The sequence below is a fragment of the Angustibacter speluncae genome (assembly GCF_054777815.1).
Genome location: NZ_BAAHAF010000148.1, coordinates 1 through 25,947 on the forward strand (window position 1 = coordinate 1; position 25,947 = coordinate 25,947).

Here is a 25,947-nt window from a genome sequence, read left to right on the forward strand (position 1 = left end):
AACCGCGAGATCGGCGCGCTGCCGCCGGCGGCGCGGGCCGAGGCCGGTGCCCGCGTCGGCGCCGCCCGCCGCCAGGTCAAGGACGCTCTCGCCGCGCGCACGCAGGTGCTGCAGGCCGAGCGCGACGCGCGGGTCCTGGTCGAGGAGGCCGTCGACGTCACCCTCCCGGTCGACCGGCACCCGCTCGGCACCCGGCACCCGCTGACCGCGCTGATGGAGCGCATCGGCGACGTGTTCGTCGGCATGGGGTGGGAGGTCGCCGACGGCCCCGAGGTCGAGGCCGAGTGGTTCAACTTCGACGCGCTGAACTTCGGGCCCGACCACCCGGCCCGGCAGATGCAGGACACCTTCTTCGTCGACCCGCCCGGGTCGGGCCTGGTGCTGCGCACGCACACCTCGCCGGTGCAGGCCCGGTCGCTGCTCGAGCGCGACCTGCCCGTCTACGTCGTCGTGCCCGGCAAGACCTTTCGCACCGACGAGCTCGACGCCACCCACACGCCGGTGTTCCACCAGGTCGAGGGGCTCGCCGTCGACAAGGGCCTGACGATGGCGAACCTCAAGGGGACGCTCGACCACTTCGCGTCGGCGGTGATCGGCGAGGGCGTCACCACCCGGCTCCGCCCGTCGTTCTTCCCGTTCACCGAGCCGAGCGCCGAGATGGACCTGCGCTGCTTCGTCTGCGACGGCGCCGACCCGGTGTGCCGCACCTGCGGCGGCACCGGCTGGATCGAGTGGGGTGGCTGCGGCATGGTCAACCCGAACGTGCTGCGCGCGTGCGGGGTCGACCCCGAGGTGTACTCCGGCTTCGCGTTCGGCATGGGGGTCGAGCGCACGCTGATGTTCCGCAACGGCGTCGCCGACATGCGCGACATGGTCGAGGGCGACGTCCGCTTCAACGCCCAGTTCGGGGCCCAGTACGGGATGGAGGGCTGATGCGCGTCCCGCTGACGTGGCTCGCCGAGACGGTCGACACCGCCGGCGCCACGCCCGAGGAGGTCGCGGCGGCGCTCGTGCGCGTCGGTCTCGAGGAGGAGGCCACCCACGGCGGCGACGTGAGCGGCCCGGTCGTCGTCGGCCGGGTGCTCACCGTCGCGAAGGAGCCGCAGAAGAACGGCAAGACGATCAGCTGGTGCACGGTCGACGTCGGCCCGGACCACGCCGCCGCCGACGGCGGTCCGCGCGGGATCGTCTGCGGCGCGCACAACTTCGGCGAGGGCGACCTCGTCGTGGTGTCGCTGCCGGGGGCGGTGCTGGCCGGCGGGTTCGCGATCGCGTCGCGGAAGACCTACGGGCACGTGTCCGACGGGATGATCTGCTCCGCGGCCGAGCTCGGGCTGGGCGACGACCACGGCGGCATCGTGGTCCTCACCGAGACCGGCCTCGACCTCGACGGCGTGCAGCCCGGCGACGACGCGATCGCGCTGCTCGGGCTCGACGCCGCGACCGTCGAGGTGAACGTGACGCCCGACCGCGGCTACTGCTTCAGCGTCCGCGGCGTCGCGCGCGAGTACGGGCACTCGGTCGCGCGCGACGCGACCTTCCGCGACCCCGCCGACGTCGAGGTGCCGGCGCCGACCGCCGACGCCCACCCCGTGTCGGTGCGCGACGACGCCCCCGTCGACGGCCGCACCGGGTGCGCGCGCTTCGTCGGACGGGTCGTGCGCGGCATCGACCCGGCCGCCCCGTCGGCGTTCTGGCTGCAGCGCCGCCTGCAGCAGGCGGGCATGCGGCCGATCTCGCTCGCCGTCGACGTCACCAACTACGTGATGCTCTGGGTCGGCCAGCCGCTGCACGCCTACGACCTCGGCACGCTCGACCCCGCGGGCATCGTGGTCCGCCGCGCCCGCGCGGGCGAGAGGCTCACCACGCTCGACGGCGTCGTGCGCGAGCTCGACCCGCAGGACCTGCTCATCACCGACGGTCCCGACGGCGGGCGGATCATCGGCCTGGCCGGTGTCATGGGCGGTGCCGAGACCGAGGTCGGCCCCGGCACCACCGACGTCCTGGTCGAGGCCGCGTGGTTCGACCCGGTCTCGATCGCCCGCACGGCGCGGCGGCACCGGCTGCCCAGCGAGGCCAGCAAGCGCTTCGAGCGCGGCGTCGACCCGCGCCTGCAGGCCGCGGCGGCCGAGCTCGCCGTCCGGCTGCTCGTCGAGCACGGCGGCGGCACGCCGGGTCCGGTCGGCGACCTCGACGACGTGCCCGCCCCCGGGGCGGTGCGGCTGCCGTCCGACCTGCCCGCGCGGCTCGTCGGCGTCCCGTACGCGCCGGCCACCGTCGTGGCCCGGCTCCGCGAGATCGGTTGCCAGGTCGACGACTCCTCCGACGTGCTCGACGTGCTCCCGCCGTCGTGGCGGCCCGACCTCGCGGTCGCGGCCGACCTGGTCGAGGAGGTCGCCCGGCTCGAGGGCTACGACGCCATCCCGTCGGTGCTGCCGGTCGCACCGGCCGGGCGCGGCCTCACCCGGGCGCAGCGCGCCCGGCGCGCCGCCGGCCGCACCCTCGCCGAGACCGGCTGGGACGAGGTGCTCACCTACCCGTTCGTCGCGGCGTCGGTGCACGACGACCTCGGCCTCGACGCCGACGACCCACGCCGCACCCTGGTGCGGCTCGCCAACCCGCTCTCGGACGAGCAGCCGTTCCTGCGCAGCAACCTGCTGTCGACGCTGCTGACCGCGTTGCGCCGCAACGTCTCCCGCGGCGCCGCGGATGTGCGACTGTTCGAGATCGGCATGGTGACGCGTCCGGAGCGTCCCGTCCGGGAGGGCGACGCCCCGGTGCACCCGGTCGGCGTGCGCCCCTCCGACGACGAGCTGGCGCAGCTGCGTGCGGCCGTCCCGCCCCAGCCGGTGCGCGTCGCCGGCGTCGCGGCGGGGCACGCCGACCCCGCGGGCTGGTGGGGCCCCGGTCGGCCGGTCGACCACGGCGACGCGATCGCCGCCGCGCGCGGGGTGGCCCGGGCCCTCGGCGTCGAGGTGGTCGTCTCCGCCGACGTGCACGCCCCCTGGCACCCCGGTCGCTGCGCCCGGCTCGCGCTGGTCGACGGCACGCTGGTGGGCCACGCGGGGGAGCTGCACCCGCAGGTCTGCGAGCGGCTCGGGCTGCCCGCCCGCAGCGTCGCGTTCGAGATCGACCTCGACGTGCTCACCGCCGCCGCCGGCGCGCCGGTGACGGCCCAGCCGGTCAGCGCGTTCCCGGTCGTGAAGGAGGACGTCGCGCTGGTCGTCGCCGACGACGTCCCGGCGGCCGACGTCGAGCGCGCCCTGCGTGAGGGCGGCGGCGACCTGCTCGAGGACGTCCGGCTGTTCGACGTCTACACCGGCGAGCAGGTCGGCGAGGGACGGCGCAGCCTGGCGTTCGCGCTGCGGATGCGGGCGCCCGACCGCACCCTGACCGCCGACGAGTTGGCCGCCGTGCGCGGGGCGGCGGTCGCGCCCGCCGGCGAGCGCCACGGCGCGGTGCTGAGGGGCGCGTGAGCGTCCCGGCCAGCCGCACGGCCCTGGTCACCGGGGCCTCGCGCGGGCTCGGTCGCCACCTCGCGACCGGGTTGGTCGACGCCGGGCTGTCGCTGGCCCTGCTGGTGCGCGACCGCGCCGCGGGGGAGCGGGTCGCGGCCGACCTGCGGCCGCGGCTGGCCGACGGTGCCAGGTGCGACGTGGTCGTCGCCGACGTCACCGACCACGCGCAGGTCGAGGCGGCTGCGCGCGAGGCGGTCGAGGCGCTCGGTCCGGTCGACCTGCTGGTGAACAACGCCGGTGTGATCGAGCCGACCGAGGTGCCCGCCTGGGAGGAGGACCCGGCCACCTGGCGCACGGTGGTCGAGGCCGACCTGCTGGGGCCGTTCCACTGCGTGCGGGCGCTCGTGCCGGCCATGGTCGCCCAGGGCGCCGGGCGCGTCGTGACGGTCTCGTCCGGCGCCGGCGCCACCGACCGCGACGTCTACTCGGCCTACTGCGCGGCCAAGGCCGGTGCGTTCCGGCTCACCGGCAACCTGCACCTGGCGGGGTACGACCGCGGCCTGCGGGCCTTCGACGTCTCGCCCGGCGTCGTGCGCACCGACATGACCGGCGCGATGGCGATGCACGACGGCCGCACGGAGTGGACCGATCCCCAGGACCTCGTCGACCTCGTCGTCGCGGTCGCGGCGGGCGGGCTCGACGCGTGGTCCGGCCGCTACCTGCGCGCGGGCGTCGACACCGTCGCGTCGCTGCAGGCTGCCGAGCCCGGCCTGGACGAGCGCGCCCGCCGGCTCCGGGTGCAGGCGCTCGGGCCGGACGACGTCGCGGTCTGAGGCGCCGTCCCACCACCGTTGCCGCGCCCGCCCTGCGGGCGCACACTGGGGGCACCGGGGCCGAGGGAGGCCGGGATGCTCGTCCTGCTGTACGTCGTGGTGGCGGTCGCGCTCATGGTCGTGCTCGACCTGGTGTACGCCGCCGCCCGCTGGGCGCTGTCGGGCCGCGCGCCGTTCCCGTTCCGCACCCTCGCCGCCCGCCTCGACGACTGGCGCGACGCCCGGCGTCCTCGCCCCGAGCCCATCCCGCCGGTGCTGCTGGGGCTCGAGCTGCGCCGCCTGGGCGAGGAGGTGCGCCGCATCGCCGACAGCGACCTGCCGGCCAAGAGCGTGCGCATCGCCGCGTGCACGGCCGCCTACGACGACGTCCTGATCCGCACCTGCCGCGGCGTCGGCGTGCAGGAGCCGCAGGGGCCGGTGCCGCTGCGCCCCAGCCAGCGGTTCGAGGCGGAGTCGGCGCTCGTCGCTGCCGGCTTCGACTGGTAGCCGCCCACCGGGCCGTCCTGCATGATCATGCTCGCGTGTGTATGATCATGCGCATGGTCACCGTGGCGGTCGCAGGAGCGAGCGGCTACGCGGGCGGCGAGGTGCTCCGGCTGCTCCTCGGTCACCCCGAGGTCGAGATCGGCGCCGTCACCGCCCACGGCTCGGCCGGTACCCGGCTGGGGGAGCACCAGCCGCACCTGCTCCCGCTCGCCGACCGGGTCCTGGCCCCCACCACCGCCGAGACGCTCGCCGGCCACGACGTCGTCGTCCTGGGCCTGCCGCACGGCGCGAGCGGCGCGCTCGCCCGCGAGCTCGACCCCGCGACGGTCGTCGTCGACGTCTCGGCCGACCACCGGCTCGTCGACCCCGCCGCCTGGGACGCCTTCTACGGCGGCGAGCACCCCGGCACCTGGCCGTACGGCCTGCCCGAGCTCCAGCTCCCGGACGGCGGGCGCCAGCGCGACCTGCTCCGCGGCACCCGCCGCGTCGCCGTCCCCGGCTGCTACCCGACCGCCGTCTCGCTCGCCCTGGCGCCGGGCCTGGTCGCCGGTGTCGTCGAGCCGGCCGACCTGGTGGTCGTGGCGGCCTCGGGCACCTCCGGTGCGGGCAAGGCGGTGAAGCCCCACCTGCTGGGGTCGGAGGTGATGGGGTCGATGTCGCCCTACGGCGTCGGCGGCGGCCACCGGCACGTCCCCGAGATCCGTCAGAACCTCGCTGCGGCAGCGGGTCTGACGACCGGCGACGTCACCGTCTCGTTCACGCCCACCCTGGCGCCGATGCCGCGCGGCATCCTCGCCACCTGCACGGCGCGGCTCGCCCCCGGTGCCGACCCCGCGGCCGTGCGGTCGGCGTGGGTCGACGCCTACGCCGAAGAGCCGTTCGTCCACGTGCTCCCCGAGGGCCGGTGGCCGCGCACGGCCGACACCCTGGGGGCGAACGCCGTGCAGCTGCAGGTGGCGGTCGACGAGGCCGCGGGTCGCGTCGTGGTGGTCGCGGCGGTCGACAACCTCACCAAGGGGACGGCGGGTGCCGCGGTGCAGTGCCTCAACCTCGCGCTCGGCCTGCCCGAGACGACCGGCCTGACCAGCGCGGGGGTGTCGCCGTGACGACGCCACCGACCGTGGGTCCCCGCACCTGGACGATCGCCGAGCACACCGAGCCGGTGTGCGTCGTGCGGCTGCCGGCCGGCTCGGTGCTGCCCGCGTGGGCCGACGGCGCGCCGCTCATCAGCGTCACGTGGACCCGCGACGAGACCAGCGTGGTCTGCCCGGCGCGCAGCGTCCCCGACACGCTGCCCGGCGCGGTGATGGGCCCCTACGCCGCCTTCCAGGTGGTCGGTCCGATGGACCACGGGCTCACCGGCGTGCTCGCCGCCCTGCTCGCACCCCTCGCGGAGGCCGAGATCCCCATCCTCATCGTGGCGACCTACGACACCGACTGGATCCTCACGCCTGCCCAGCACTCGGCGGCCGCTGCCGCCTGCTGGACCGGCGCCGGCCACGAGGTGGTGCCGGCATGAGCGTCACCGCGGCCCAGGGCTTCTCGGCGTCCGGGGTGACGGCCGGGCTCAAGGCGAGCGGCCGGTCCGACGTCGCGCTCGTGGTGAACACCGGCCCGCGCGACGCGGTCGCCGCGGTGTACACGACCAACCGGTGCAAGGCGAACCCCGTGCTGTGGAGCGAGCAGGTCACCGCCGACGGGTCGGCCCGCGCCGTCGTGCTCAACTCCGGCGGCGCCAACTGCTACACCGGGCCCGAGGGGTTCGCGACGACGCACGCCACCGCCGAGCTGGTCGCCGACCTCACCGGCACCGGCGCGTCCGACGTGGTCGTCTGCTCCACCGGCCTGATCGGCGTCCTCTTCTCGCGCGAGCGCCTGCTCGCCGGCGTCCGCGAGGCGCACGCCGCGCTCGCCCCCGACGCCGGAACCGCTGCGGCGGAGGCGATCATGACCACCGACACGGTGCCGAAGCAGGCCGTGGTCGAGACCGGCGGGTTCACGGTGGGCGGCATGGCGAAGGGCGCCGGCATGCTGGCGCCGTCGCTCGCGACGATGCTCGTCGTGCTCACCACCGACGCCGACGTCGACGCCGCCACCTGCGACGCCGCGCTGCGGGCGGCGACCCGGGTGACGTTCGACCGGCTCGACTCCGACGGCTGCCGGTCCACGAACGACACGGTCGTGCTGATGGCGAGCGGCTCCTCCGGCACGACGTCCTCGCTCGACGACCTCACCGCCGCCGTCACCGCGGTCTGCCACGACCTGGCGCAGCAGCTCATGCGCGACGCCGAGGGCTCCGAGCACGACATCGCCGTCGAGGTCGTGGGCGCCGCCAGCGAGGACGACGCCGTCGAGGTCGGTCGCTCGATCGCGCGCAACAACCTGTTCAAGTGCGCGGTGTTCGGCCGCGACCCGAACTGGGGGCGCGTGCTCGCCGCGATCGGCACCACCGACGCCGCGTTCGACCCGCTCGACCTCGACGTCACGCTCAACGGCGTCGCCGTCTGCCGCGGGTCGGTGCCCGCCGACGACCCCGCCGGCGTCGACCTCACCGGCCGCGACGTGCACGTGCTGGTCGACCTCAAGGCCGGTGACGCCAGCGCGACGGTGTGGACGAACGACCTCACCCACGCGTACGTCCACGAGAACAGCGCCTACTCGACGTGAGCGGAGCCATGACCGACGACGCAGCCGCAGGGGTGGCCCGCTGGGGCACCACCCGTCCCATGCGCACGACCGACCCCGCGCACGTGGCGCGCACGACCGCCACGCTCACCGACGCGCTGCCGTGGCTGAAGGAGTTCCACGGGCAGGTCGTCGTGATCAAGTACGGCGGCAACGCGATGGTCGACGAGACCCTGAAGCAGGCGTTCGCCGACGACATGGTGTTCCTGCGGCACTGCGGGATCCGCCCGGTCGTCGTGCACGGCGGCGGGCCGCAGGTGTCGTCGATGCTCGGCCGGCTGGGCATCGAGTCCGAGTTCCGCGGCGGCCTGCGGGTCACCACGGCCGAGTCGGTCGACGTCGTGCGGATGGTGCTGGTCGGGCAGGTGGGCCGCGAGCTCGTCGGGCTCATCAACGGGCACGGCCCGTACGCCGTCGGCCTGTCCGGCGAGGACGCCGGGCTGTTCCGCGCCGAGCGCACGCAGCCCGTCGTCGACGGCGAGCCGGTCGACGTCGGCCTGGTGGGCGACGTCGTCGAGGTCGACCCCGCCGCGATCCTCGACCTGGTGGCGGCCGGACGCATCCCCGTGGTCTCCACGGTCGCGCCGGACGGCACGGGCCAGGTGCTCAACGTCAACGCCGACACCGCAGCGGCCGCGCTCGCCGTCGCGCTGGGGGCGATCAAGCTGGTGGTGCTCACCGACGTCGAGGGCCTGTACTCCGACTGGCCCGACCGCTCCACGCTGGTTCAGCAGATCGGGGCCGCCGAGCTCGAGCGGGTGCTGCCCGAGATCGACTCCGGCATGGCGCCGAAGATGCAGGCGTGCCTGCGCGCCGTGCAGGGCGGCGTGCGCCGCGCCACGGTCGTCGACGGCCGGCTGCCGCACGCCCTGCTGCTGGAGATGCTCACCAGCGACGGCACCGGGACGATGGTGGTCCCGTGAGCGACGTCAGCACCACCGCAGCCAGCTCCGCCGACCTCACCGCGCGGTACGCGGGTGCGATCATGAACACCTTCGGCCCGCCGCAGCGCGTCCTCGTGCGCGGCGACGGCTGCGAGGTCTGGGACGCCGACGGCAACCGCTACCTCGACCTGCTCGCCGGCATCGCCGTCAACGCCCTCGGCCACGCGCACCCGACGCTGGTCGGCGCCGTCACCGCCCAGCTGTCGACCCTCGGCCACGTGTCGAACTTCTTCGCCACCGGTCCGCAGGTGGCCCTGGCCGAGCGGCTCCTGGCGCTGCTCGACGCGCCGTCCGGGTCGCGGGTCTTCCTGTGCAACAGCGGCACCGAGGCGCTCGAGGCCGCGTTCAAGATGACGCGGCGCACCGGGCGCACCCGGGTGGTGGCGGCCGAGGGCGCGTTCCACGGCCGCAGCATGGGCGCGCTCGCCCTGACCCACAAGACCGCCTACCGCGAGCCGTTCGAGCCGCTGCCCGGCGGCGTCGAGCACGTCCCGTTCGGCGACGCCGAGGCCCTGCGCCGGGTGGTCGACGACACCGTCGCCGCCGTGGTCCTCGAACCCGTGCAGGGCGAGGGCGGCGTCGTGACGCCGCCGCCGGGCTACCTGGCGCAGGCACGCGAGATCTGTTCGGCCGCAGGGGCGCTCCTCGTCCTCGACGAGGTGCAGACCGGAGTCGGGCGCACCGGCGCGTGGTTCGCCCACCAGCACGTCCACGTCGGCGGCCTCCCGGACGGCACGACCGTCGTGCCGGACGTCGTGACCCTCGCCAAGGGGCTGGGCGGCGGCTTCCCCGTCGGCGCGGTCGTCGGCCTGGGGGAGCGGGCGGGCACGCTGCTCGGCCCCGGCAACCACGGCAGCACCTTCGGCGGCAACCCGGTGGCGTGCGCGGCCGCGCTGGCGACCCTGCACGTCATCGAGCGCGACGGCCTGGTCGAGCACGCCCGCTCGCTCGGCGAGGCCTGGCGCGCCGACCTCGCCGGCGCCCACGAGCTGGTGTCGCACGTGCGCGGCGAGGGCCTGCTGCTCGGGGTGGTGCTGCGGCGGCCCGTGGCGGTGGCACTCGTCGCGGCCGCCCTCGACGCCGGCTTCGTCGTGAACGCGGTCGCGCCCGACACCGTCCGCCTCGCCCCGCCGCTCGTGCTCACCCGCGAGCAGGCCGACTCGTTCACCACTGCCCTGCCCGACCTGTGCGAGCGCGCGCTCGCCGCCGACGAGGGGAGCACCCCGTGACCGTGCGCCACTTCCTGCGCGACGACGACCTCTCGCCCGACGAGCAGGCCGAGGTGCTCGCCCTGGCGGCGCGGCTCAAGGCCGACCGGTCCGCCGAGCGCCCGCTCGACGGGCCGCGCGCCGTCGCGGTGCTGTTCGACAAGCCGTCGACGCGCACCCGGGTCTCGTTCAGCGTGGGCGTCGCCGAGCTCGGCGGGTACCCGCTCGTGATCGACGCCCAGGCCAGCCAGATGGGACGCGGCGAGCCGGTCGCCGACACCACCCGGGTGCTCGACCGCCAGGTGGCCGCGATCGTGTGGCGCACCTTCGCGCAGCAGCGGCTCGAGGAGATGGCCGCGGTCAGCCGGGTGCCGGTGGTGAACGCCCTCACCGACCTGTTCCACCCGTGCCAGGTCCTCGCCGACCTGCAGACCGTGGTCGAGCACAAGGGGTCGGCCGCCGGGCTGACGCTGGCCTACCTCGGCGACGGCGCCAACAACATGGCGCACTCGTACCTGCTCGGCGGCGCGACCGCCGGCATGCACGTCCGCGTCGTCACGCCGGCCACGCACCTGCCCGACCCGGCGGTGGTCGCCGACGCCGAGGCCGTGGCGGCCCGCACCGGGGGCTCCGTGCTCGTCACCAGCGACCCCGCCGAGGGAGGGGCCGGCGCCGACGTGCTCGCGACCGACACCTGGGTGTCGATGGGGCAGGAGTCCGAGAAGGACTCGCGCGCAGGCGGTTCGAGCCCGTTCGCCCCCTACGCGGTCGACGCCGCCTGCCTCGCCCGTGCCGCCGCCGACGCGATCGTGCTGCACTGCCTGCCCGCGTACCGCGGCCTCGAGATCGCCGCCGACGTCATCGACGGCCCGCAGTCGGTGGTCTGGGACGAGGCCGAGAACCGGCTGCACGCCCAGAAGGCCCTGCTCGTCTGGCTGCTCGAGCGGTCCCGGGACGGCTCGTGACCGTCCCCGCCACCAAGACCGCGCGCCACGCCCGCATCGTCGAGCTGCTCGGCCACCACGCCGTGCGGTCCCAGCCCGAGCTGGCGACGCTGCTGGCTGCCGAGGGCGTCGCCGTCACGCAGGCGACGCTGTCGCGCGACCTGGTCGAGCTCGGCGCCAGCAAGGTCCGCTCGGCCGAGCACGGCCTGGTGTACGCCGTCCCGTCGTTCGGCGGCGACCGCACGCCGCACCCGGCGGTCGCCCCCGAGCAGCTCGACGCCCGGCTCGCGCGGCTGTGCGAGGAGCTGCTCGTCAGCGCCGAGCACAGCGCCAACCTCGTCGTCCTGCGCACGCCGCCCGGCGCCGCGCAGTTCCTCGCGTCCGCGGTCGACCAGTCCGTCCTGCCGTCGGTGCTCGGCACGATCGCCGGCGACGACACGCTGCTCGTCATCGGCCGCGACCCCACCGGCGGCGACGCCCTCGCCGCCCGCTTCCTCGCCCTGGCCTCCGGCCGGGACGACGACCGCACCACCCCGGAGGAGAAACCGTGAGCAAGGTCCTGACGTCGCTGCCCGTCGGCGAGAAGGTCGGCATCGCCTTCTCCGGCGGGCTCGACACGTCCGTCGCCGTGGCGTGGATGCGCGAGAAGGGCGCCGTGCCCTGCACGTACACGGCCGACATCGGGCAGTACGACGAGCCCGACATCGACGCCATCCCCGGCCGCGCGCGCCAGTACGGCGCCGAGCTCGCCCGCGCCGTCGACTGCCGCCTGGCCCTGGTCGAGGCCGGGCTGGCGGCGATGGCCTGCGGCGCCTTCCACATCCGCTCCGGCGGCAAGGTCTACTTCAACACCACGCCGCTCGGCCGCGCGGTCACCGGCACCCTGCTCGTGCGCGCCATGCACGAGGACGGCGTCGACATCTGGGGCGACGGCTCCACGTTCAAGGGCAACGACATCGAGCGGTTCTACCGCTACGGGCTGCTGGCGAACCCCGACCTGCGCATCTACAAGCCGTGGCTCGACCGCGACTTCGTCTCCGAGCTCGGCGGTCGCGCCGAGATGAGCCAGTGGCTCACCGAGCGCGACCTGCCGTACCGCGACAGCGCCGAGAAGGCGTACTCCACCGACGCCAACATCTGGGGAGCCACCCACGAGGCCAAGACCCTCGAGCACCTCGACGTCTCGCTCGAGACGGTCGAGCCGATCATGGGCGTCCGGTTCTGGGACCCCGCGGTCGAGATCCCCACCGAGGACGTCACGATCGCGTTCGAGCGCGGCCGTCCCGTCGCGATCGACGGTGTGCGGTACGACGACCCCGTGGCCCTCGTGCTGGCGGCGAACGCGGTCGGTGGCCGGCACGGCCTCGGCATGTCCGACCAGATCGAGAACCGCATCATCGAGGCCAAGTCGCGCGGCATCTACGAGGCCCCGGGCATGGCGCTGCTCTGGACGGCGTACGAGCGGCTGCTCAACGCCGTGCACAACGAGGACACGATCGCCAGCTACCACCAGCAGGGACGCCGGCTCGGCCGCCTGCTGTACGAGGGCCGCTGGCTCGACCCGCAGTCGCTCATGCTGCAGGAGTCGATCCAGCGCTGGATCGCCTCCGTCGTCACCGGCGAGGTGACGCTGCGGCTGCGACGCGGCGACGACTACACCGTCCTGCGCACCGACGGCCCGGCGTTCTCGTACCACCCCGAGAAGCTGTCGATGGAGCGCACCGAGAACGCGGCGTTCGGCCCCACCGACCGGATCGGGCAGCTGACGATGCGCAACCTCGACATCGCCGACTCGCGCGCGCTGCTCGAGCTCTACGCCGACCAGCCGCTCGACCAGGGGCAGGTGCTGGTCGAGAACGGCACGCTGTTCGGCGCGCTGCCCGCGGGTGGCGCCGACCGCATCACCCGCAACCCGACGGTCGACGGCGACGAGGAGGCCGCGCTCGACAACGCGGCGATGGAGGTCGGGACCGACTGATGGGCGAGACCACCCACGGCGGTGCGCTGTGGGGCGGCCGGTTCACCGGCGGCCCCGCCGAGGCCCTCGCCGAGCTGTCGCGCAGCACGCACTTCGACTGGCGCCTGGCCCGTCTCGACATCGCGGGGTCGCGCGCGCACGCCCGCGTCCTGCACCGCGCCGGCCTGCTCGACGACGACGCGCTGGCCGGCATGCTCGACGCGCTCGACCGCCTCGACGCCGACGTCGCGTCCGGCGCGTTCGGGCCCGAGCCGTCCGACGAGGACGTGCACGGCGCGCTCGAGCGCGGGCTGATCGACCGCGCCGGGGCCGACCTCGGCGGACGCCTGCGCGCCGGACGCTCGCGCAACGACCAGATCGCGACGCTGGTGCGGATGTACCTGCGCGAGAACGCACGCCGTGTCGCCGGGGGCGTGCTCGACGTCGTCGAGGCGCTGGTCGACCAGGCCGCCGCGCACCCCGGTGCGCCGATGCCGGGCCGCACCCACCTGCAGCACGCGCAGCCGGTGCTGCTCGCGCACCACCTGCTGGCGCACGCCTGGCCGCTGCTGCGCGACGTCGACCGGCTCCGCGACTGGGACGCGCGTGCGGCGCTGTCCCCCTACGGTTCCGGCGCGCTGGCCGGCAGCTCGCTCGGGCTCGACCCCACGGCCGTCGCGGCCGACCTCGGCTTCGACGGGCCGGTGCAGAACTCGATCGACGGCACGGCCGCCCGCGACGTGGTCGCCGAGTTCGCCTTCGTCGCGGCGATGGTCGGCGTCGACCTCTCGCGCATCAGCGAGGAGGTCATCGTGTGGGCCACGAAGGAGTTCTCGTTCGTCACCCTCGACGACGCCTTCTCCACCGGGTCGTCGATCATGCCGCAGAAGAAGAACCCCGACGTCGCCGAGCTCGCGCGCGGCAAGGCCGGGCGGCTCGTCGGCGACCTCACCGGCCTGCTCGCGACGCTGAAGGGACTGCCGCTCGCGTACAACCGCGACCTGCAGGAGGACAAGGAGCCGGTGTTCGACGCCGTCGACACCCTCGAGGTCCTGCTGCCCGCCGTGGCCGGCATGGTCGCCACGCTGACCTTCCACGTCGACCGGCTGGCCGAGCTCGCGCCGCAGGGGTTCGCGCTCGCGACCGACGTCGCCGAGTGGCTCGTCCGCGAGGGGACGCCCTTCCGGGTCGCCCACGAGGTCGCGGGCGCGTGCGTGCGGGTGTGCGAGGAGCGCGGCATCGAGCTGTGGGACCTCACCGACGACGACCTCGCCGCCGTCCACCCGGCGCTCACGCCCGGGGTGCGCGAGGTGCTCTCGGTCGAGGGGTCGCTCGCCAGCCGCGACGGCGTCGGCGGCACCGCCCCGGTGCGCGTCGCCGAGCAGCTCGAGCAGGCCCGCGCCGCGCTCTCGACCGCCCGCTCGTGGGCGGGTCCCCGCACCTGACTCAGGACGGCCGGGCCACCTGCTGCAGGTACCGGTCGACCGTCGCCCGCTGCACGCGACGGGTCACCGGGGCACCCAGCCGCGACCACCACCGGGCCGGGCGCGAGAACGAGGTGATCGTGAACGACACCGCTCCGCCGCGGTCCTGCTCGACGACGAACGACTCCTCGCCGCACTCCGGGTGGGTCCCGACCGTGCCGTAGGCGAACCCGCGGCGCAGTGGCTCGTCGACCACCGCGACGACCACGCACGGGGCGGTGACGAGCAGCGGTCCGACCCGCACGCGCTGCACGACGTCCGCACCGACCTCCTGCCGGGGCAGCGGGTCCAGCCGGATGCCGGCGCCGGTGAGCACGCGCCACGAGCGCACCACCGCGGTCGCCCGCTCGAGGTCGGCGTCGCCGGTGCCGGCCCGGACGCGCTGGCGCAGCCACGCGAACCCCGGCGGCGGCGTCGTCCCGAGGCTGGCGCCGACCAGCGCGCGCGGGTAGGTGAGCCGCTCCAGGTGCGGAGGTCCGCCGGTCGCCGTCACGACCCCGATCCTCGCAGGCGCGCCGGACCGGACCCTTGCCGTCGGCACCCCGGTTCGCTTGACTACGGGACGAGGGCTCGCGACGGCGCGGGCTCTCGCTGCACCCGAGGCGACGGCGCTGAGGAGGGCGAGGCGATGGGCTCGGCAGAGGCAGTCACGCACGCGAGGTCGGTGGTGGCCGAGCTGCGGCGCAGCGTCCAGGCGCTCGCGGCGCAGTACGGCGAGACCGTCGACGTGCACCGGCTCAAGGACGACGTCGCCCGGGTCGCGGCCGACCTGAACCTGCTCGCGGCCGCCGCCCCCCGCTCGCCCGGTGCGCAGCAGGAGGTCGTCTACATCACCGACGACGAGTACGGGACGGACTTCTGGGCCGAGGCCGACGACGAGGGCCTCGGCGCCCAGGGTCGCGGGTGAGCGCCCCGCCCACCGGGGTCGGCGCCCCGGGCCGCGCCCGCATCGCCGAGCGCACCCTGCGCACCGACCGCTACTGGGTCCAGCCCGCCCTCACCTTCGTCCTGTTCACCCTCTGGCTCGCCTACGGCCTCGGGCGCACGGCGACCCAGCAGCACTACTACGTGCCGGAGTACGAGTACCTGACGCCGTTCGCCTCGCCCTGCGTGAGCGCGTCCTGCGTCGAGGGCTCCTCCCACCTGGGCGTGTGGTTCGGCGAGTTCCCGCCGCTCATCCCGCTGGCGATCGTGACGCTGCCGTTCCTGCTGCTGTTCCGCCTGACCTGCTACTACTACCGCAAGGCCTACTACCGGGCGTTCTGGCAGTCGCCGCCCGCGTGCGCGGTGGCCGAGCCGCACAAGGCCTACTCGGGCGAGACCCGGTTCCCGCTGATCGTGCAGAACGCCCACCGCTACTTCTTCTACGCGGCGGTGCTGATCTCGCTGCTGAACACCTTCGACGCGCTGAAGTCGTTCCACGGTGCCGACGGCGGCTTCGGCATCGGGCTCGGCACGCTCGTCCTGGTGACGAACGTCGTGCTGCTGTGGCTCTACACGCTGTCGTGCCACTCCTGCCGCAACCTCGTCGGCGGACGCCTCAAGCACTTCAGCAGGCATCCCGTGCGGTACCGCATGTGGGGCTGGGTCTCGAAGCTGAACGAGCGGCACATGCAGTTCGCGTGGGTGACCCTGGCCAGCCTCGTCCTCACCGACCTGTACGTGTGGATGGTCGCGAGCGGCACGATCACCGACCTGCGGTTCCTCAACTAGGAGAAGGGTCCCGGCACCGACGTGAGCGACCTCGAGCAGCACGACCACGACGTCCTGGTGATCGGCGCCGGCGGCGCCGGGCTGCGGGCGGCGATCGAGGCCCGCGAGCAGGGGCTGCGCACCGCGATCATCTGCAAGTCGCTGTTCGGCAAGGCGCACACCGTGATGGCCGAGGGCGGCATCGCCGCGTCCATGGGCAACGTGAACTCCAAGGACGGCTGGCAGGTGCACTTCCGCGACACCATGCGCGGCGGCAAGTTCCTCAACAACCCGCGGATGGCCGAGCTGCACGCCCAGGAGGCGCCGCAACGGGTCTGGGAGCTCGAGACCTACGGCGCGCTGTTCGACCGCACGCCCGACGGCCGCATCTCGCAACGCAACTTCGGCGGCCACGAGTACCCGCGTCTCGCGCACGTCGGCGACCGCACCGGCCTCGAGCTGATCCGCACGCTGCAGCAGAAGATCGTCTCGCTGCAGCAGGACGACGAGCGCGAGTCCGGCGACGCCGAGGCGCGGCTGCGGGTGTTCGCCGAGCTGACGATCACCGACCTGCTGCTCGACGACGGCCGCATCGCGGGTGCGGTCGGCTACTGGCGCGAGTCCGGCCGCTTCGTCGTGTTCCGCGCGCCGACCGTGATCCTCGCGACCGGCGGCATCGGGAAGTCGTTCAAGGTCACCTCGAACTCGTGGGAGTACACCGGCGACGGACTCGGCCTGGCGCTGCGCGCCGGCGCCAGCGTGCTGAACATGGAGTTCATCCAGTTCCACCCCACCGGGATGGTCTGGCCGCCGTCGGTGAAGGGCATCCTCGTCACCGAGTCGGTGCGCGGCGACGGCGGCGTGCTGCGCAACTCCGAGGGCACCCGCTTCATGTTCGACCACGTCCCCGAGGTCTTCCGCACCCAGTACGCGGAGTCCGAGGAGGAGGCCGACCGCTGGTACACCGACCCGGAGAACAACAAGCGGCCGCCGGAGCTGCTGCCGCGCGACGAGGTCGCGCGCGCGATCAACACCGAGGTCAAGGAGGGACGCGGCTCGCCCCACGGCGGCGTGTTCCTCGACGTCTCGACCCGGCTGCCCGCCGAGACGATCATCAAGAAGCTCCCGTCGATGCACCACCAGTTCAAGGAGCTGGCCGACGTCGACATCACCGCCGAGCCGATGGAGGTCGGCCCCACCTGCCACTACGTCATGGGCGGCGTCGAGGTCGACGCCGACACCGCGGCGGCCACGGTGCCGGGGCTCTTCGCCGCGGGCGAGGTCGCGGGCGGCATGCACGGCTCGAACCGGTTGGGCGGCAACAGCCTGTCCGACCTGCTCGTGTTCGGGCGTCGCGCCGGCACCGGCGCCGCCGAGTACCTGCGCTCGCTCGACGAACGGCCGGCCGTGCGCACGGAGGACGTCGAGGCGGCGACCCGCCGGGCCGTCGCGTGCTTCGACCCCGGTCCGGACGGCAGCACCCCCGAGAACCCCTACACGGTGCACACCGAGCTGCAGCAGACGATGAACGACCTGGTCGGCATCATCCGCCGCGACGGCGAGATCCGCGAGGCGCTCGAGAAGCTCGACGCGCTGGAGGAGAGGGCGTCCCGCGTCGTGGTCGAGGGCCACCGCCAGTTCAACCCGGGGTGGCACCTCGCGCTCGACCTGCAGAACATGGTGCTCGTCTCGCGGTGCGTCGCGCTCGCGGCGCTCGAGCGCACCGAGAGCCGCGGCGGCCACACCCGCGAGGACCATCCCGCGATGGACTCCGCGTGGCGCGGCGTGAACCTGGTGAGCCGGCTCGACGCCGACGGGCGGGTGGCGCTGACCCGTCAGCCCGTCCCGGCGATCCGCGAGGACCTGCTCGACCTGTTCGAGGAGTCCGAGCTGTCGAAGTACCTGAGCGACGACGAGCTCGGCCGGCGACGGAAGGAGGGTGGGGCGTGAGCGGCTACCAGGCCAGCTTCCGCGTCTGGCGCGGCGACGCCGACGACGGCTCGCTGCAGGACTTCACGGTCGAGGTGAACGAGGGCGAGGTCGTCCTCGACATCATCCACCGGCTCCAGGCGACGCAGGCGCCCGACCTGGCCGTGCGCTGGAACTGCAAGGCGGGCAAGTGCGGCTCGTGCAGCGCCGAGGTGAACGGGCGCCCGCGGCTGATGTGCATGACGCGGATGAGCACCTTCACCGAGGCCGAGACGATCACGGTCACGCCGATGCGGGCGTTCCCCGTCGTCAAGGACCTCGTCACCGACGTCTCGTTCAACTACGCCAAGGCCCGCGAGGTCGCGTCGTTCTCGCCCCCCGCCGACCTCGAGCCGGGCGAGTACCGCATGCAGCAGGTCGATGTCGAGCGCTCGCAGGAGTTCCGCAAGTGCATCGAGTGCTTCCTGTGCCAGGACACCTGCCACGTCGTCCGCGACCACGAGGAGAACAAGGCCGCCTTCGCCGGCCCGCGCTTCCTCATGCGCGTCGCCGAGCTCGACATGCACCCGCTCGACCAGCTCGAGCGCCGCGACGCCGCGCAGGACGAGCACGGTCTCGGCTACTGCAACATCACCAAGTGCTGCACCGAGGTCTGCCCCGAGCACATCAAGATCACCGACAACGCGCTGATCCCCATGAAGGAGCGCGTCGTCGACCGCAAGTACGATCCGCTGGTGTGGCTGGGCTCGAGGATCCGGCGCCGCCCGGGGTCCTGAACGGCGCCGACGGCCCCGACGCCCTCGCGCGGCTGCTCGTCCGGCCCGTCCTGGAGGTGGCGCCGCGGCTGCTCGGTGCGGTGGTGCGCCGCGAGGACGCCGACGGCGTGGTCGCCGTCCGGCTCACCGAGGTCGAGGCCTACGCCGGCGAGGACGACCCCGGCTCGCACGCCTTCCGCGGCCGGACGCCCCGCACCGCCGTGATGTTCGGCCCGCCGGCGCACCTGTACGTGTACTTCAGCTACGGCATGCACTGGTGCGCGAACGTCGTGACGGGCCCGGACGGCCGGGCCTCCGCCGTCCTGCTGCGGGCGGGCGAGGTGGTCGAGGGCCACGGGCTCGCGCGCTCGCGACGTCCCGCCGCCCGCACCGACCGCGACCTCGCGCGCGGGCCCGCGCGCCTCGCGCAGGCGCTCGGGCTGACCGGTGACGACGACGGCGCCGACCTGCGCTCGTCGTCGGTGCGGCTGGTCCCGCGCGGGCGCGCGGTGCCGAGGACGTCGGTGCGGACGGGCCCGCGGGTCGGGGTCTCCGGCGCCGGCGGGGACGGCACCGTGTACCCCTGGCGGTTCTGGCTCGCCGACGACCCGACGGTGTCGACCTACCGGGCGTCCGTCCCGCGGGCCGAACCGCGTCGCCGGTGACGAGCGCGATCGGGCAGGCTGGGGCGCGCAGCGGCCCCGCGACGGGCGGTGCCCGCACCGAACGGAGGCACGACCGGTGACCGACATCCTCGACGAGCTGCAGTGGCGCGGACTGGTGGCGCAGACCACCGACGAGGCCGCGCTCCGCACCGCGCTCGCCGGCGGCCTGTCGGTCTACTGCGGCTTCGACCCCACCGCGCCGTCGCTGCACTTCGGCAACCTGGTGCAGCTGGTGGTGCTGCGGCACCTGCAGCGGGCGGGCCACCGGGTGTTCTGCCTCGTCGGTGGGTCGACCGGCCAGATCGGCGACCCGCGGCCGACGGCCGAGCGGGTGCTGAAGACGAAGGAGCAGACCGCCTACTGGGTCGCGCGGATCGCCGCGCAGGTGCGCCCGTTCCTCGACTTCGAGGGCGACGACCCGGCCGTGCTGGTGAACAACCTCGACTGGACGCGGGACATGACCGTCCTCGACTTCCTGCGCGACGTCGGCAAGCACTTCCGCGTCAACCAGATGGTGAAGAAGGACGCCGTGGCCGCGCGGCTGAACAGCGACGAGGGCATCAGCTACACCGAGTTCAGCTACCAGCTCCTGCAGGGGCTCGACTTCCTGCACCTGTTCCGCGAGCACGGGGTGACGCTGCAGACCGGCGGCAACGACCAGTGGGGCAACCTCACCGCCGGCGTCGACCTGGTGCACAAGGTCGAGGGGGCGTCGGTGCACCTGCTGACCACGCCCCTGATCACCGACTCGGCCGGCAACAAGTTCGGCAAGTCCGAGGGCAACGCGGTCTGGCTCGAGGCGTCGATGACGAGCCCCTACGCGTTCTTCCAGTACTGGCTCAACGTCGAGGACGCCTCCGTGGTGCAGCTGCTCAAGGTGTTCACCGACCGCACGCGGGAGGAGGTGGCGGCGCTCGAGACCGAGGTCGCCGAGCGCCCCTTCGCCCGGGAGGCGCAGCGCACCCTCGCGCGGGACGTCACCACGCTCGTCCACGGCGCGGCCGCCACGGCGGCGGTCGAGGCGGCGAGCCAGGCCCTGTTCGGACGGGGGGAGCTGCGCGACCTGGACGAGCGGACCCTCGCCGACGCCGCTGCCGAGCTGCCGTCGGCCCGGGTGGGCCGCGACGGCCTGGCCGTCGTCGACCTGCTCGTGGCGACCGGCCTGGCGGCCAGCCGCTCGGCCGCGCGCCGCACGGTCGAGGAGGGCGGGGCGTACGTGAACAACACCAAGGTCACCGACGTCGACGCGGTCGTCGGCGAGGAGGAGCTGCTGCACGGGCGGTGGGCGGTCCTGCGCCGCGGACGCCGGACGCTGGCCGCCGTCAAGGTCGTCGCGGACGCGTCCTGAGCACGGATCGGGGCCGTCCGGGGGACCCGTCGGACCCCGATTTGACTCCCGTCGCGGGGCCCTCGTAATGTTCTCGACGTCAGCCCGGCAGGGAGGAACGGACACCGAGACGGTGGCCGGTCCCTGAGGCTGGACCCCGAGAGCCTCCGGACCGTGACTGGTCGGTACGACCACGTCACGAGCGAGAATCACGGGTGGCCGGAAGGCCTCCACGAGAGCCGCAGGGACCCAGTCCCGCGAGTTTGACGGAGACGCGAAGGCCGAGTAAGTTTGCAGGGTTGCCCCGCAGAGAAGCCCGAACAGGGTCCATCTGAGGTGCGCGTCCGCTCCTTGAGAACTCAACAGCGTGCCAAAAGTCAATGCCAAAACCCCGTCGTGGGTGGCACCGAGGTCGGCATCAGCCGGCTGACGACCAGCTACGCGGAAATTCCTTTGGTATGACAGAAGATCAGTTATGTATCACTTACATAGCTAGCGAGATTCTGCTCAGCCAAGAATCAAATGGCGCGATCTGATCGCGTCACTTCGTGAAAAGTCGGTTGCCCGGTCCGCCGGGTCTAACCAGATGACATCAACGGAGAGTTTGATCCTGGCTCAGGACGAACGCTGGCGGCGTGCTTAACACATGCAAGTCGAACGGTGACGCTGGAGCTTGCTCCAGCTGATCAGTGGCGAACGGGTGAGTAACACGTGAGCAACCTGCCCTTGACTCTGGGATAACCCCGGGAAACCGGAGCTAATACCGGATACGAACCGCACAGGCATCTGCGTGGTTGGAAAGTTTTTCGGTCAAGGATGGGCTCGCGGCCTATCAGCTTGTTGGTGGGGTAACGGCCCACCAAGGCGACGACGGGTAGCCGGCCTGAGAGGGCGACCGGCCACACTGGGACTGAGACACGGCCCAGACTCCTACGGGAGGCAGCAGTGGGGAATATTGCACAATGGGCGAAAGCCTGATGCAGCGACGCCGCGTGAGGGATGAAGGCCTTCGGGTTGTAAACCTCTTTCAGCAGGGAAGAAGCGAAAGTGACGGTACCTGCAGAAGAAGCACCGGCTAACTACGTGCCAGCAGCCGCGGTAATACGTAGGGTGCAAGCGTTGTCCGGAATTATTGGGCGTAAAGAGCTCGTAGGCGGTCTGTCGCGTCTGCTGTGAAAACTCGGGGCTCAACCCCGGGCCTGCAGTGGGTACGGGCAGACTAGAGTGCGGTAGGGGAGACTGGAATTCCTGGTGTAGCGGTGAAATGCGCAGATATCAGGAGGAACACCGGTGGCGAAGGCGGGTCTCTGGGCCGTAACTGACGCTGAGGAGCGAAAGCATGGGTAGCGAACAGGATTAGATACCCTGGTAGTCCATGCCGTAAACGTTGGGCGCTAGGTGTGGGGCTCATTCCACGAGTTCTGTGCCGCAGCAAACGCATTAAGCGCCCCGCCTGGGGAGTACGGCCGCAAGGCTAAAACTCAAAGGAATTGACGGGGCCCCGCACAAGCGGCGGAGCATGCGGATTAATTCGATGCAACGCGAAGAACCTTACCAAGGCTTGACATGCAGGGAAAACTTCCAGAGATGGAAGGTCCGCAAGGGTCCTGCGCAGGTGGTGCATGGTTGTCGTCAGCTCGTGTCGTGAGATGTTGGGTTAAGTCCCGCAACGAGCGCAACCCTCGTCTTATGTTGCCAGCGGGTCATGCCGGGGACTCATAAGAGACTGCCGGGGTCAACTCGGAGGAAGGTGGGGATGACGTCAAATCATCATGCCCCTTATGTCTTGGGCTTCACGCATGCTACAATGGCTGGTACAAAGGGCTGCGAGACCGCAAGGTGGAGCGAATCCCAAAAAGCCAGTCTCAGTTCGGATTGGGGTCTGCAACTCGACCCCATGAAGTCGGAGTCGCTAGTAATCGCAGATCAGCAACGCTGCGGTGAATACGTTCCCGGGGCTTGTACACACCGCCCGTCACGTCATGAAAGTCGGTAACACCCGAAGCCAGTGGCCCAACCCCTTGTGGGAGGGAGCTGTCGAAGGTGGGACTGGCGATTAGGACGAAGTCGTAACAAGGTAGCCGTACCGGAAGGTGCGGCTGGATCACCTCCTTTCTAAGGAGCATCTGGCGCCGGTTCGCCGGCGTCCAGGCCCACGCTCGAGCCGTACGCGTTCGAGGTGGTGCTCAAGGGTGGAACATTGACCAGTTGGCAGTCGCCGTCGCGACGCTCCTCAGTACGACCGGACCGCAAGGTCCACCCGGAACCTGGAGCTGAACGACGGGGACTGCCTCGGCACGCTGTTGGGTCCTGAGGGAACGGGCGTCAGCCCTTCACTCCAGGACCGGTCCCCCGGACGAACCAGCCACCAGCGGTGGCCAGGCGCCGGCTCAGGGGACCGGGACCGCCCGTAGCTTGAGAACTGCACAGTGGACGCGAGCATCTTTGATATCTGTAGCCAAGTTTTTAAGGGCATACGGTGGATGCCTTGGCACCAGGAGCCGATGAAGGACGTAGGAGCCTGCGATAAGCCTCGGGGAGTTGGCAACCGAACTGTGATCCGAGGATTTCCGAATGGGGAAACCCGGCTGGATTCATCTCCAGTCACCCACGCCTGAACACATAGGGCGTGCGGAGGGAACGAGGGGAAGTGAAACATCTCAGTACCCTCAGGAAGAGAAAGCAACAGCGATTCCGTCAGTAGTGGCGAGCGAACGCGGAAGAGGCCAAACCGTACACGTGTGATAGCTGGTAGGCGTTGCGTGTGCGGGGTTGTGGGACCTGTCCGACCGGACTACCAACCGGTCAGGGAGTCAGAAATGCGCGTCATAGTCGAAGGGCATTGAAAGGCCCGGCACAGAGGGTGCAACCCCCGTAGACGAAATGGCGCGCACTCCCGACGGGGATCCCAAGTAGTACGGGGCCCGAGAAATCCCGTACGAATCTGGGGGGACCACCCCCTAAGCCTAAATACTCCCTGGTGACCGATAGCGGACAAGTACCGTGAGGGAAAGGTGAAAAGTACCCCGGGAGGGGAGTGAAATAGTACCTGAAACCGTGTGCCTACAAGCCGTTGGAGCCGGATCTTCGGATCGGGTGACAGCGTGCCTTTTGAAGAATGAGCCTGCGAGTTAGTGCTCAGTGGCGAGGTTAACCCGTGTGGGGAAGCCGTAGCGAAAGCGAGTCCGAACAGGGCGATTGAGTCGCTGGGTCTAGACCCGAAGCGGAGTGATCTACCCATGGCCAGGTTGAAGCGCGGGTAAGACCGCGTGGAGGACCGAACCCACCAGGGTTGAAAACCTGGGGGATGAGCTGTGGGTAGGGGTGAAAGGCCAATCAAACTCCGTGATAGCTGGTTCTCCCCGAAATGCATTTAGGTGCAGCGTCACGCGTTTCTTGCCGGAGGTAGAGCTACTGGATGGCCGATGGGCCCCACAAGGTTACTGACGTCAGCCAAACTCCGAATGCCGGTAAGTGAGAGCGTGGCAGTGAGACTGCGGGGGATAAGCTCCGTAGTCGAGAGGGAAACAGCCCAGAACACCGGCTAAGGCCCCAAAGCGTGTGCTAAGTGGAAAAGGATGTGGAGTTGCACAGACAACCAGGAGGTTGGCTTAGAAGCAGCCACCCTTGAAAGAGTGCGTAATAGCTCACTGGTCAAGTGATTCCGCGCCGACAATGTAGCGGGGCTCAAGCACACCGCCGAAGCCGTGTCATTCACACATGAGCCAGGCCTTCGTGGTCCAGGCGTGTGGATGGGTAGGGGAGCGTCGTGTGGCGAGTGAAGCGGCGGGGTAACCCAGCCGTGGACGCTACACGAGTGAGAATGCAGGCATGAGTAGCGAAAGACGGGTGAGAAACCCGTCCGCCGAATGACCAAGGGTTCCAGGGCCAGGTTAATCCGCCCTGGGTAAGTCGGGACCTAAGGCGAGGCCGACAGGCGTAGTCGATGGACAACGGGTTGATATTCCCGTACCGGCGAAGAACCGCCCATGCCGAACCCGGTGATGCTAAGCGCCTGAAGCTCGTGAGTCCTTCGGGACGATCGAGTGGAGCGCGCGACCCGAACCGGTAGTAGGCAAGCGTATTAACAGGGGTGACGCAGGAAGGTAGCCCAGCGTGGCGATGGTAGTCCACGTCTAAGGATGTAGGGCGAGAGGTAGGCAAATCCGCCTCTCACACAGCCTGAGATCTGACAGTGACCGCGAATGCGGGATGATTGGGTGATCCTATGCTGCCAAGAAAAGCCTCGGCGCGAGGTTCTAGCCGCCCGTACCCCAAACCGACTCAGGTGGTCAGGTAGAGAATACCAAGGCGATCGAGTGAATCGTGGTTAAGGAACTCGGCAAAATGCCCCCGTAACTTCGGGAGAAGGGGGGCCTGAGGCGTGAAGGCACTTGCTGCCGGAGCGCTTGAAGGCCGCAGAGACCAGGGAGAAGCGACTGTTTACTAAAAACACAGGTCCGTGCGAAGTCGCAAGACGATGTATACGGACTGACGCCTGCCCGGTGCTGGAACGTTAAGGGGACGGGTTAGCCGCAAGGCGAAGCTCAGAACTTAAGCGCCAGTAAACGGCGGTGGTAACTATAACCATCCTAAGGTAGCGAAATTCCTTGTCGGGTAAGTTCCGACCTGCACGAATGGCGTAACGACTTCTCCGCTGTCTCAACCGCGAACTCGGCGAAATTGCACTACGAGTAAAGATGCTCGTTACGCGCAGAAGGACGGAAAGACCCCGGGACCTTTACTATAGCTTGGTATTGGTGTTCGGTGCGGCTTGTGTAGGATAGGTGGGAGACTGTGAAGCCGGCACGCCAGTGTCGGTGGAGTCAACGTTGAAATACCACTCTGGTCGCTCTGGACATCTAACCTCGGTCCGTGATCCGGATCAGGGACAGTGCCTGGTGGGTAGTTTAACTGGGGCGGTTGCCTCCTAAAGAGTAACGGAGGCGCTCAAAGGTTCCCTCAGCCTGGTTGGCAATCAGGTGTCGAGTGTAAGTGCACAAGGGAGCTTGACTGTGAGACTGACAAGTCGAGCAGGGACGAAAGTCGGAACTAGTGACCCTCTCGTGGTTTGTGGAAACGCGAGGGCTCAACGGATAAAAGGTACCCCGGGGATAACAGGCTGATCTTGCCCAAGAGTCCATATCGACGGCATGGTTTGGCACCTCGATGTCGGCTCGTCGCATCCTGGGGCTGGAGTCGGTCCCAAGGGTTGGGCTGTTCGCCCATTAAAGCGGTACGCGAGCTGGGTTTAGAACGTCGTGAGACAGTTCGGTCCCTATCCTCTGCGCGCGCAGGAGACTTGAGAAGGGCTGTCCTTAGTACGAGAGGACCGGGATGGACGAACCTCTGGTGTGCCAGTTGTTCCGCCAGGAGCACGGCTGGTTAGCTACGTTCGGGAGGGATAACCGCTGAAAGCATCTAAGCGGGAAGCCTGCTTCAAGATGAGGTCTCCATGGGGTTTTACCCCGAGAGGCTCCCAGCTAGACTACTGGGTTGATAGGCCGGATGTGGAAGCGAGGACCAACGACTCGTGAAGCTGACCGGTACTAATAAGCCGATAACTTGCCTACTTCAAAT

At 71.0% G+C, this 25,947-nt stretch carries 20 protein-coding genes and 2 rRNA genes; 21 read left to right on the forward strand and 1 reads right to left on the reverse strand.

Translation table 11 applies throughout. The annotated features are described in order from the left end of the window. The 13 genes from pheS to argH all read left to right on the forward strand — a co-directional run. Positions 1 to 933 (forward strand): phenylalanine--tRNA ligase subunit alpha (gene pheS, locus ACYVKY_RS16350; RefSeq protein ID WP_460436048.1); only part of this gene is annotated, 933 nt, incomplete at its 5' end. Further along, the gene (pheT, locus tag ACYVKY_RS16355) at positions 933 to 3,476 is read left to right on the forward strand and encodes a phenylalanine--tRNA ligase subunit beta (protein ID WP_460436049.1); all 2,544 of its coding nucleotides are present in this window, start codon (positions 933 to 935) and stop codon (positions 3,474 to 3,476) included. The genes pheS and pheT, both read left to right, overlap by 1 nt. Further along, complete coding sequence (locus ACYVKY_RS16360) at positions 3,473 to 4,291, forward strand: SDR family NAD(P)-dependent oxidoreductase (RefSeq protein WP_460436050.1); 819 nt, start codon at positions 3,473 to 3,475, stop codon at positions 4,289 to 4,291. The genes pheT and ACYVKY_RS16360 overlap by 4 nt, the downstream gene beginning before the upstream one ends. Before the next feature lie 75 nt (positions 4,292 to 4,366). Beyond that, a complete protein-coding gene (locus tag ACYVKY_RS16365) occupies positions 4,367 to 4,777 on the forward strand; it encodes a hypothetical protein (protein WP_460436051.1) in 411 nt (136 codons plus the stop codon). A gap of 53 nt (positions 4,778 to 4,830) precedes the next feature. Then, entirely contained in the window at positions 4,831 to 5,883 is a 1,053-nt protein-coding gene (argC, locus tag ACYVKY_RS16370; RefSeq protein WP_460436052.1) for an N-acetyl-gamma-glutamyl-phosphate reductase, read from the forward strand. Next, positions 5,880 to 6,296, forward strand: coding sequence for an ACT domain-containing protein (locus ACYVKY_RS16375; protein ID WP_460436053.1), 417 nt, complete (start codon positions 5,880 to 5,882; stop codon positions 6,294 to 6,296). The genes argC and ACYVKY_RS16375 overlap by 4 nt, the downstream gene beginning before the upstream one ends. Continuing rightward, complete coding sequence (gene argJ, locus ACYVKY_RS16380; protein ID WP_460436054.1) at positions 6,293 to 7,444, forward strand: bifunctional glutamate N-acetyltransferase/amino-acid acetyltransferase ArgJ; 1,152 nt, start codon at positions 6,293 to 6,295, stop codon at positions 7,442 to 7,444. The genes ACYVKY_RS16375 and argJ overlap by 4 nt, the downstream gene beginning before the upstream one ends. Positions 7,445 to 7,503: 59 nt before the next feature. Beyond that, positions 7,504 to 8,385, forward strand: a complete 882-nt coding sequence (gene argB, locus ACYVKY_RS16385; protein ID WP_460436074.1) for an acetylglutamate kinase — start codon at positions 7,504 to 7,506, stop codon at positions 8,383 to 8,385. After that, positions 8,382 to 9,635: an aspartate aminotransferase family protein gene (locus ACYVKY_RS16390; RefSeq protein ID WP_460436055.1), complete on the forward strand. Its 1,254-nt coding sequence runs from the start codon at positions 8,382 to 8,384 to the stop codon at positions 9,633 to 9,635. The genes argB and ACYVKY_RS16390 overlap by 4 nt, the downstream gene beginning before the upstream one ends. Continuing rightward, a complete protein-coding gene (argF, locus tag ACYVKY_RS16395; RefSeq protein ID WP_460436056.1) occupies positions 9,632 to 10,579 on the forward strand; it encodes an ornithine carbamoyltransferase in 948 nt (315 codons plus the stop codon). Before ACYVKY_RS16390 ends, argF begins: the two co-directional genes overlap by 4 nt. Continuing rightward, positions 10,576 to 11,109, forward strand: a complete 534-nt coding sequence (locus ACYVKY_RS16400) for an arginine repressor (RefSeq protein ID WP_460436057.1) — start codon at positions 10,576 to 10,578, stop codon at positions 11,107 to 11,109. The genes argF and ACYVKY_RS16400 overlap by 4 nt, the downstream gene beginning before the upstream one ends. After that, complete coding sequence (gene argG, locus ACYVKY_RS16405; RefSeq protein ID WP_460436058.1) at positions 11,106 to 12,536, forward strand: argininosuccinate synthase; 1,431 nt, start codon at positions 11,106 to 11,108, stop codon at positions 12,534 to 12,536. Before ACYVKY_RS16400 ends, argG begins: the two co-directional genes overlap by 4 nt. Then, positions 12,536 to 13,960 carry an argininosuccinate lyase gene (gene argH / locus ACYVKY_RS16410; RefSeq protein WP_460436059.1) on the forward strand — a complete coding sequence of 475 codons (1,425 nt, stop codon included), beginning with the start codon at positions 12,536 to 12,538 and terminating at the stop codon, positions 13,958 to 13,960. The genes argG and argH overlap by 1 nt, the downstream gene beginning before the upstream one ends. 1 nt (position 13,961) lies before the next feature. On the opposite strand, the gene ACYVKY_RS16415 is transcribed toward argH, so the two are convergent. Continuing rightward, positions 13,962 to 14,492 (reverse strand): DUF1990 family protein, encoded by a 531-nt coding sequence (locus tag ACYVKY_RS16415; protein ID WP_460436060.1) that lies wholly within the window; start codon positions 14,490 to 14,492, stop codon positions 13,962 to 13,964. A gap of 171 nt (positions 14,493 to 14,663) precedes the next feature. Here ACYVKY_RS16415 and ACYVKY_RS16420 point away from each other — a divergent pair, with 171 nt between their 5' ends. The 8 genes from ACYVKY_RS16420 to ACYVKY_RS16455 all read left to right on the forward strand — a co-directional run bounded on the left by ACYVKY_RS16420 (position 14,664) and on the right by ACYVKY_RS16455 (position 25,940). Continuing rightward, positions 14,664 to 14,906: a hypothetical protein gene (locus ACYVKY_RS16420; protein ID WP_460436061.1), complete on the forward strand. Its 243-nt coding sequence runs from the start codon at positions 14,664 to 14,666 to the stop codon at positions 14,904 to 14,906. After that, positions 14,903 to 15,712: a hypothetical protein gene (locus ACYVKY_RS16425; protein ID WP_460436062.1), complete on the forward strand. Its 810-nt coding sequence runs from the start codon at positions 14,903 to 14,905 to the stop codon at positions 15,710 to 15,712. The genes ACYVKY_RS16420 and ACYVKY_RS16425 overlap by 4 nt, the downstream gene beginning before the upstream one ends. 21 nt (positions 15,713 to 15,733) lie before the next feature. Further along, complete coding sequence (locus ACYVKY_RS16430) at positions 15,734 to 17,641, forward strand: succinate dehydrogenase flavoprotein subunit (protein WP_460436063.1); 1,908 nt, start codon at positions 15,734 to 15,736, stop codon at positions 17,639 to 17,641. After that, positions 17,638 to 18,396, forward strand: a complete 759-nt coding sequence (locus ACYVKY_RS16435; RefSeq protein WP_460436064.1) for a succinate dehydrogenase/fumarate reductase iron-sulfur subunit — start codon at positions 17,638 to 17,640, stop codon at positions 18,394 to 18,396. Before ACYVKY_RS16430 ends, ACYVKY_RS16435 begins: the two co-directional genes overlap by 4 nt. Then, on the forward strand, positions 18,393 to 19,040 hold the full coding sequence (locus ACYVKY_RS16440; protein ID WP_460436075.1) for a DNA-3-methyladenine glycosylase: 648 nt from the start codon (positions 18,393 to 18,395) through the stop codon (positions 19,038 to 19,040). The genes ACYVKY_RS16435 and ACYVKY_RS16440 overlap by 4 nt, the downstream gene beginning before the upstream one ends. A 76-nt stretch (positions 19,041 to 19,116) precedes the next feature. Continuing rightward, the gene (gene tyrS, locus ACYVKY_RS16445; RefSeq protein ID WP_460436065.1) at positions 19,117 to 20,388 is read left to right on the forward strand and encodes a tyrosine--tRNA ligase; all 1,272 of its coding nucleotides are present in this window, start codon (positions 19,117 to 19,119) and stop codon (positions 20,386 to 20,388) included. A 571-nt stretch (positions 20,389 to 20,959) separates the two neighbouring features. Next, positions 20,960 to 22,482, forward strand: a 16S ribosomal RNA gene (locus tag ACYVKY_RS16450). 341 nt (positions 22,483 to 22,823) lie between these two features. Then, positions 22,824 to 25,940: ribosomal RNA gene (locus tag ACYVKY_RS16455) — 23S ribosomal RNA — on the forward strand. The 16S and 23S rRNA genes sit together here, the layout of an rRNA operon. The last annotated feature ends 7 nt before the right edge of the window (positions 25,941 to 25,947 follow it).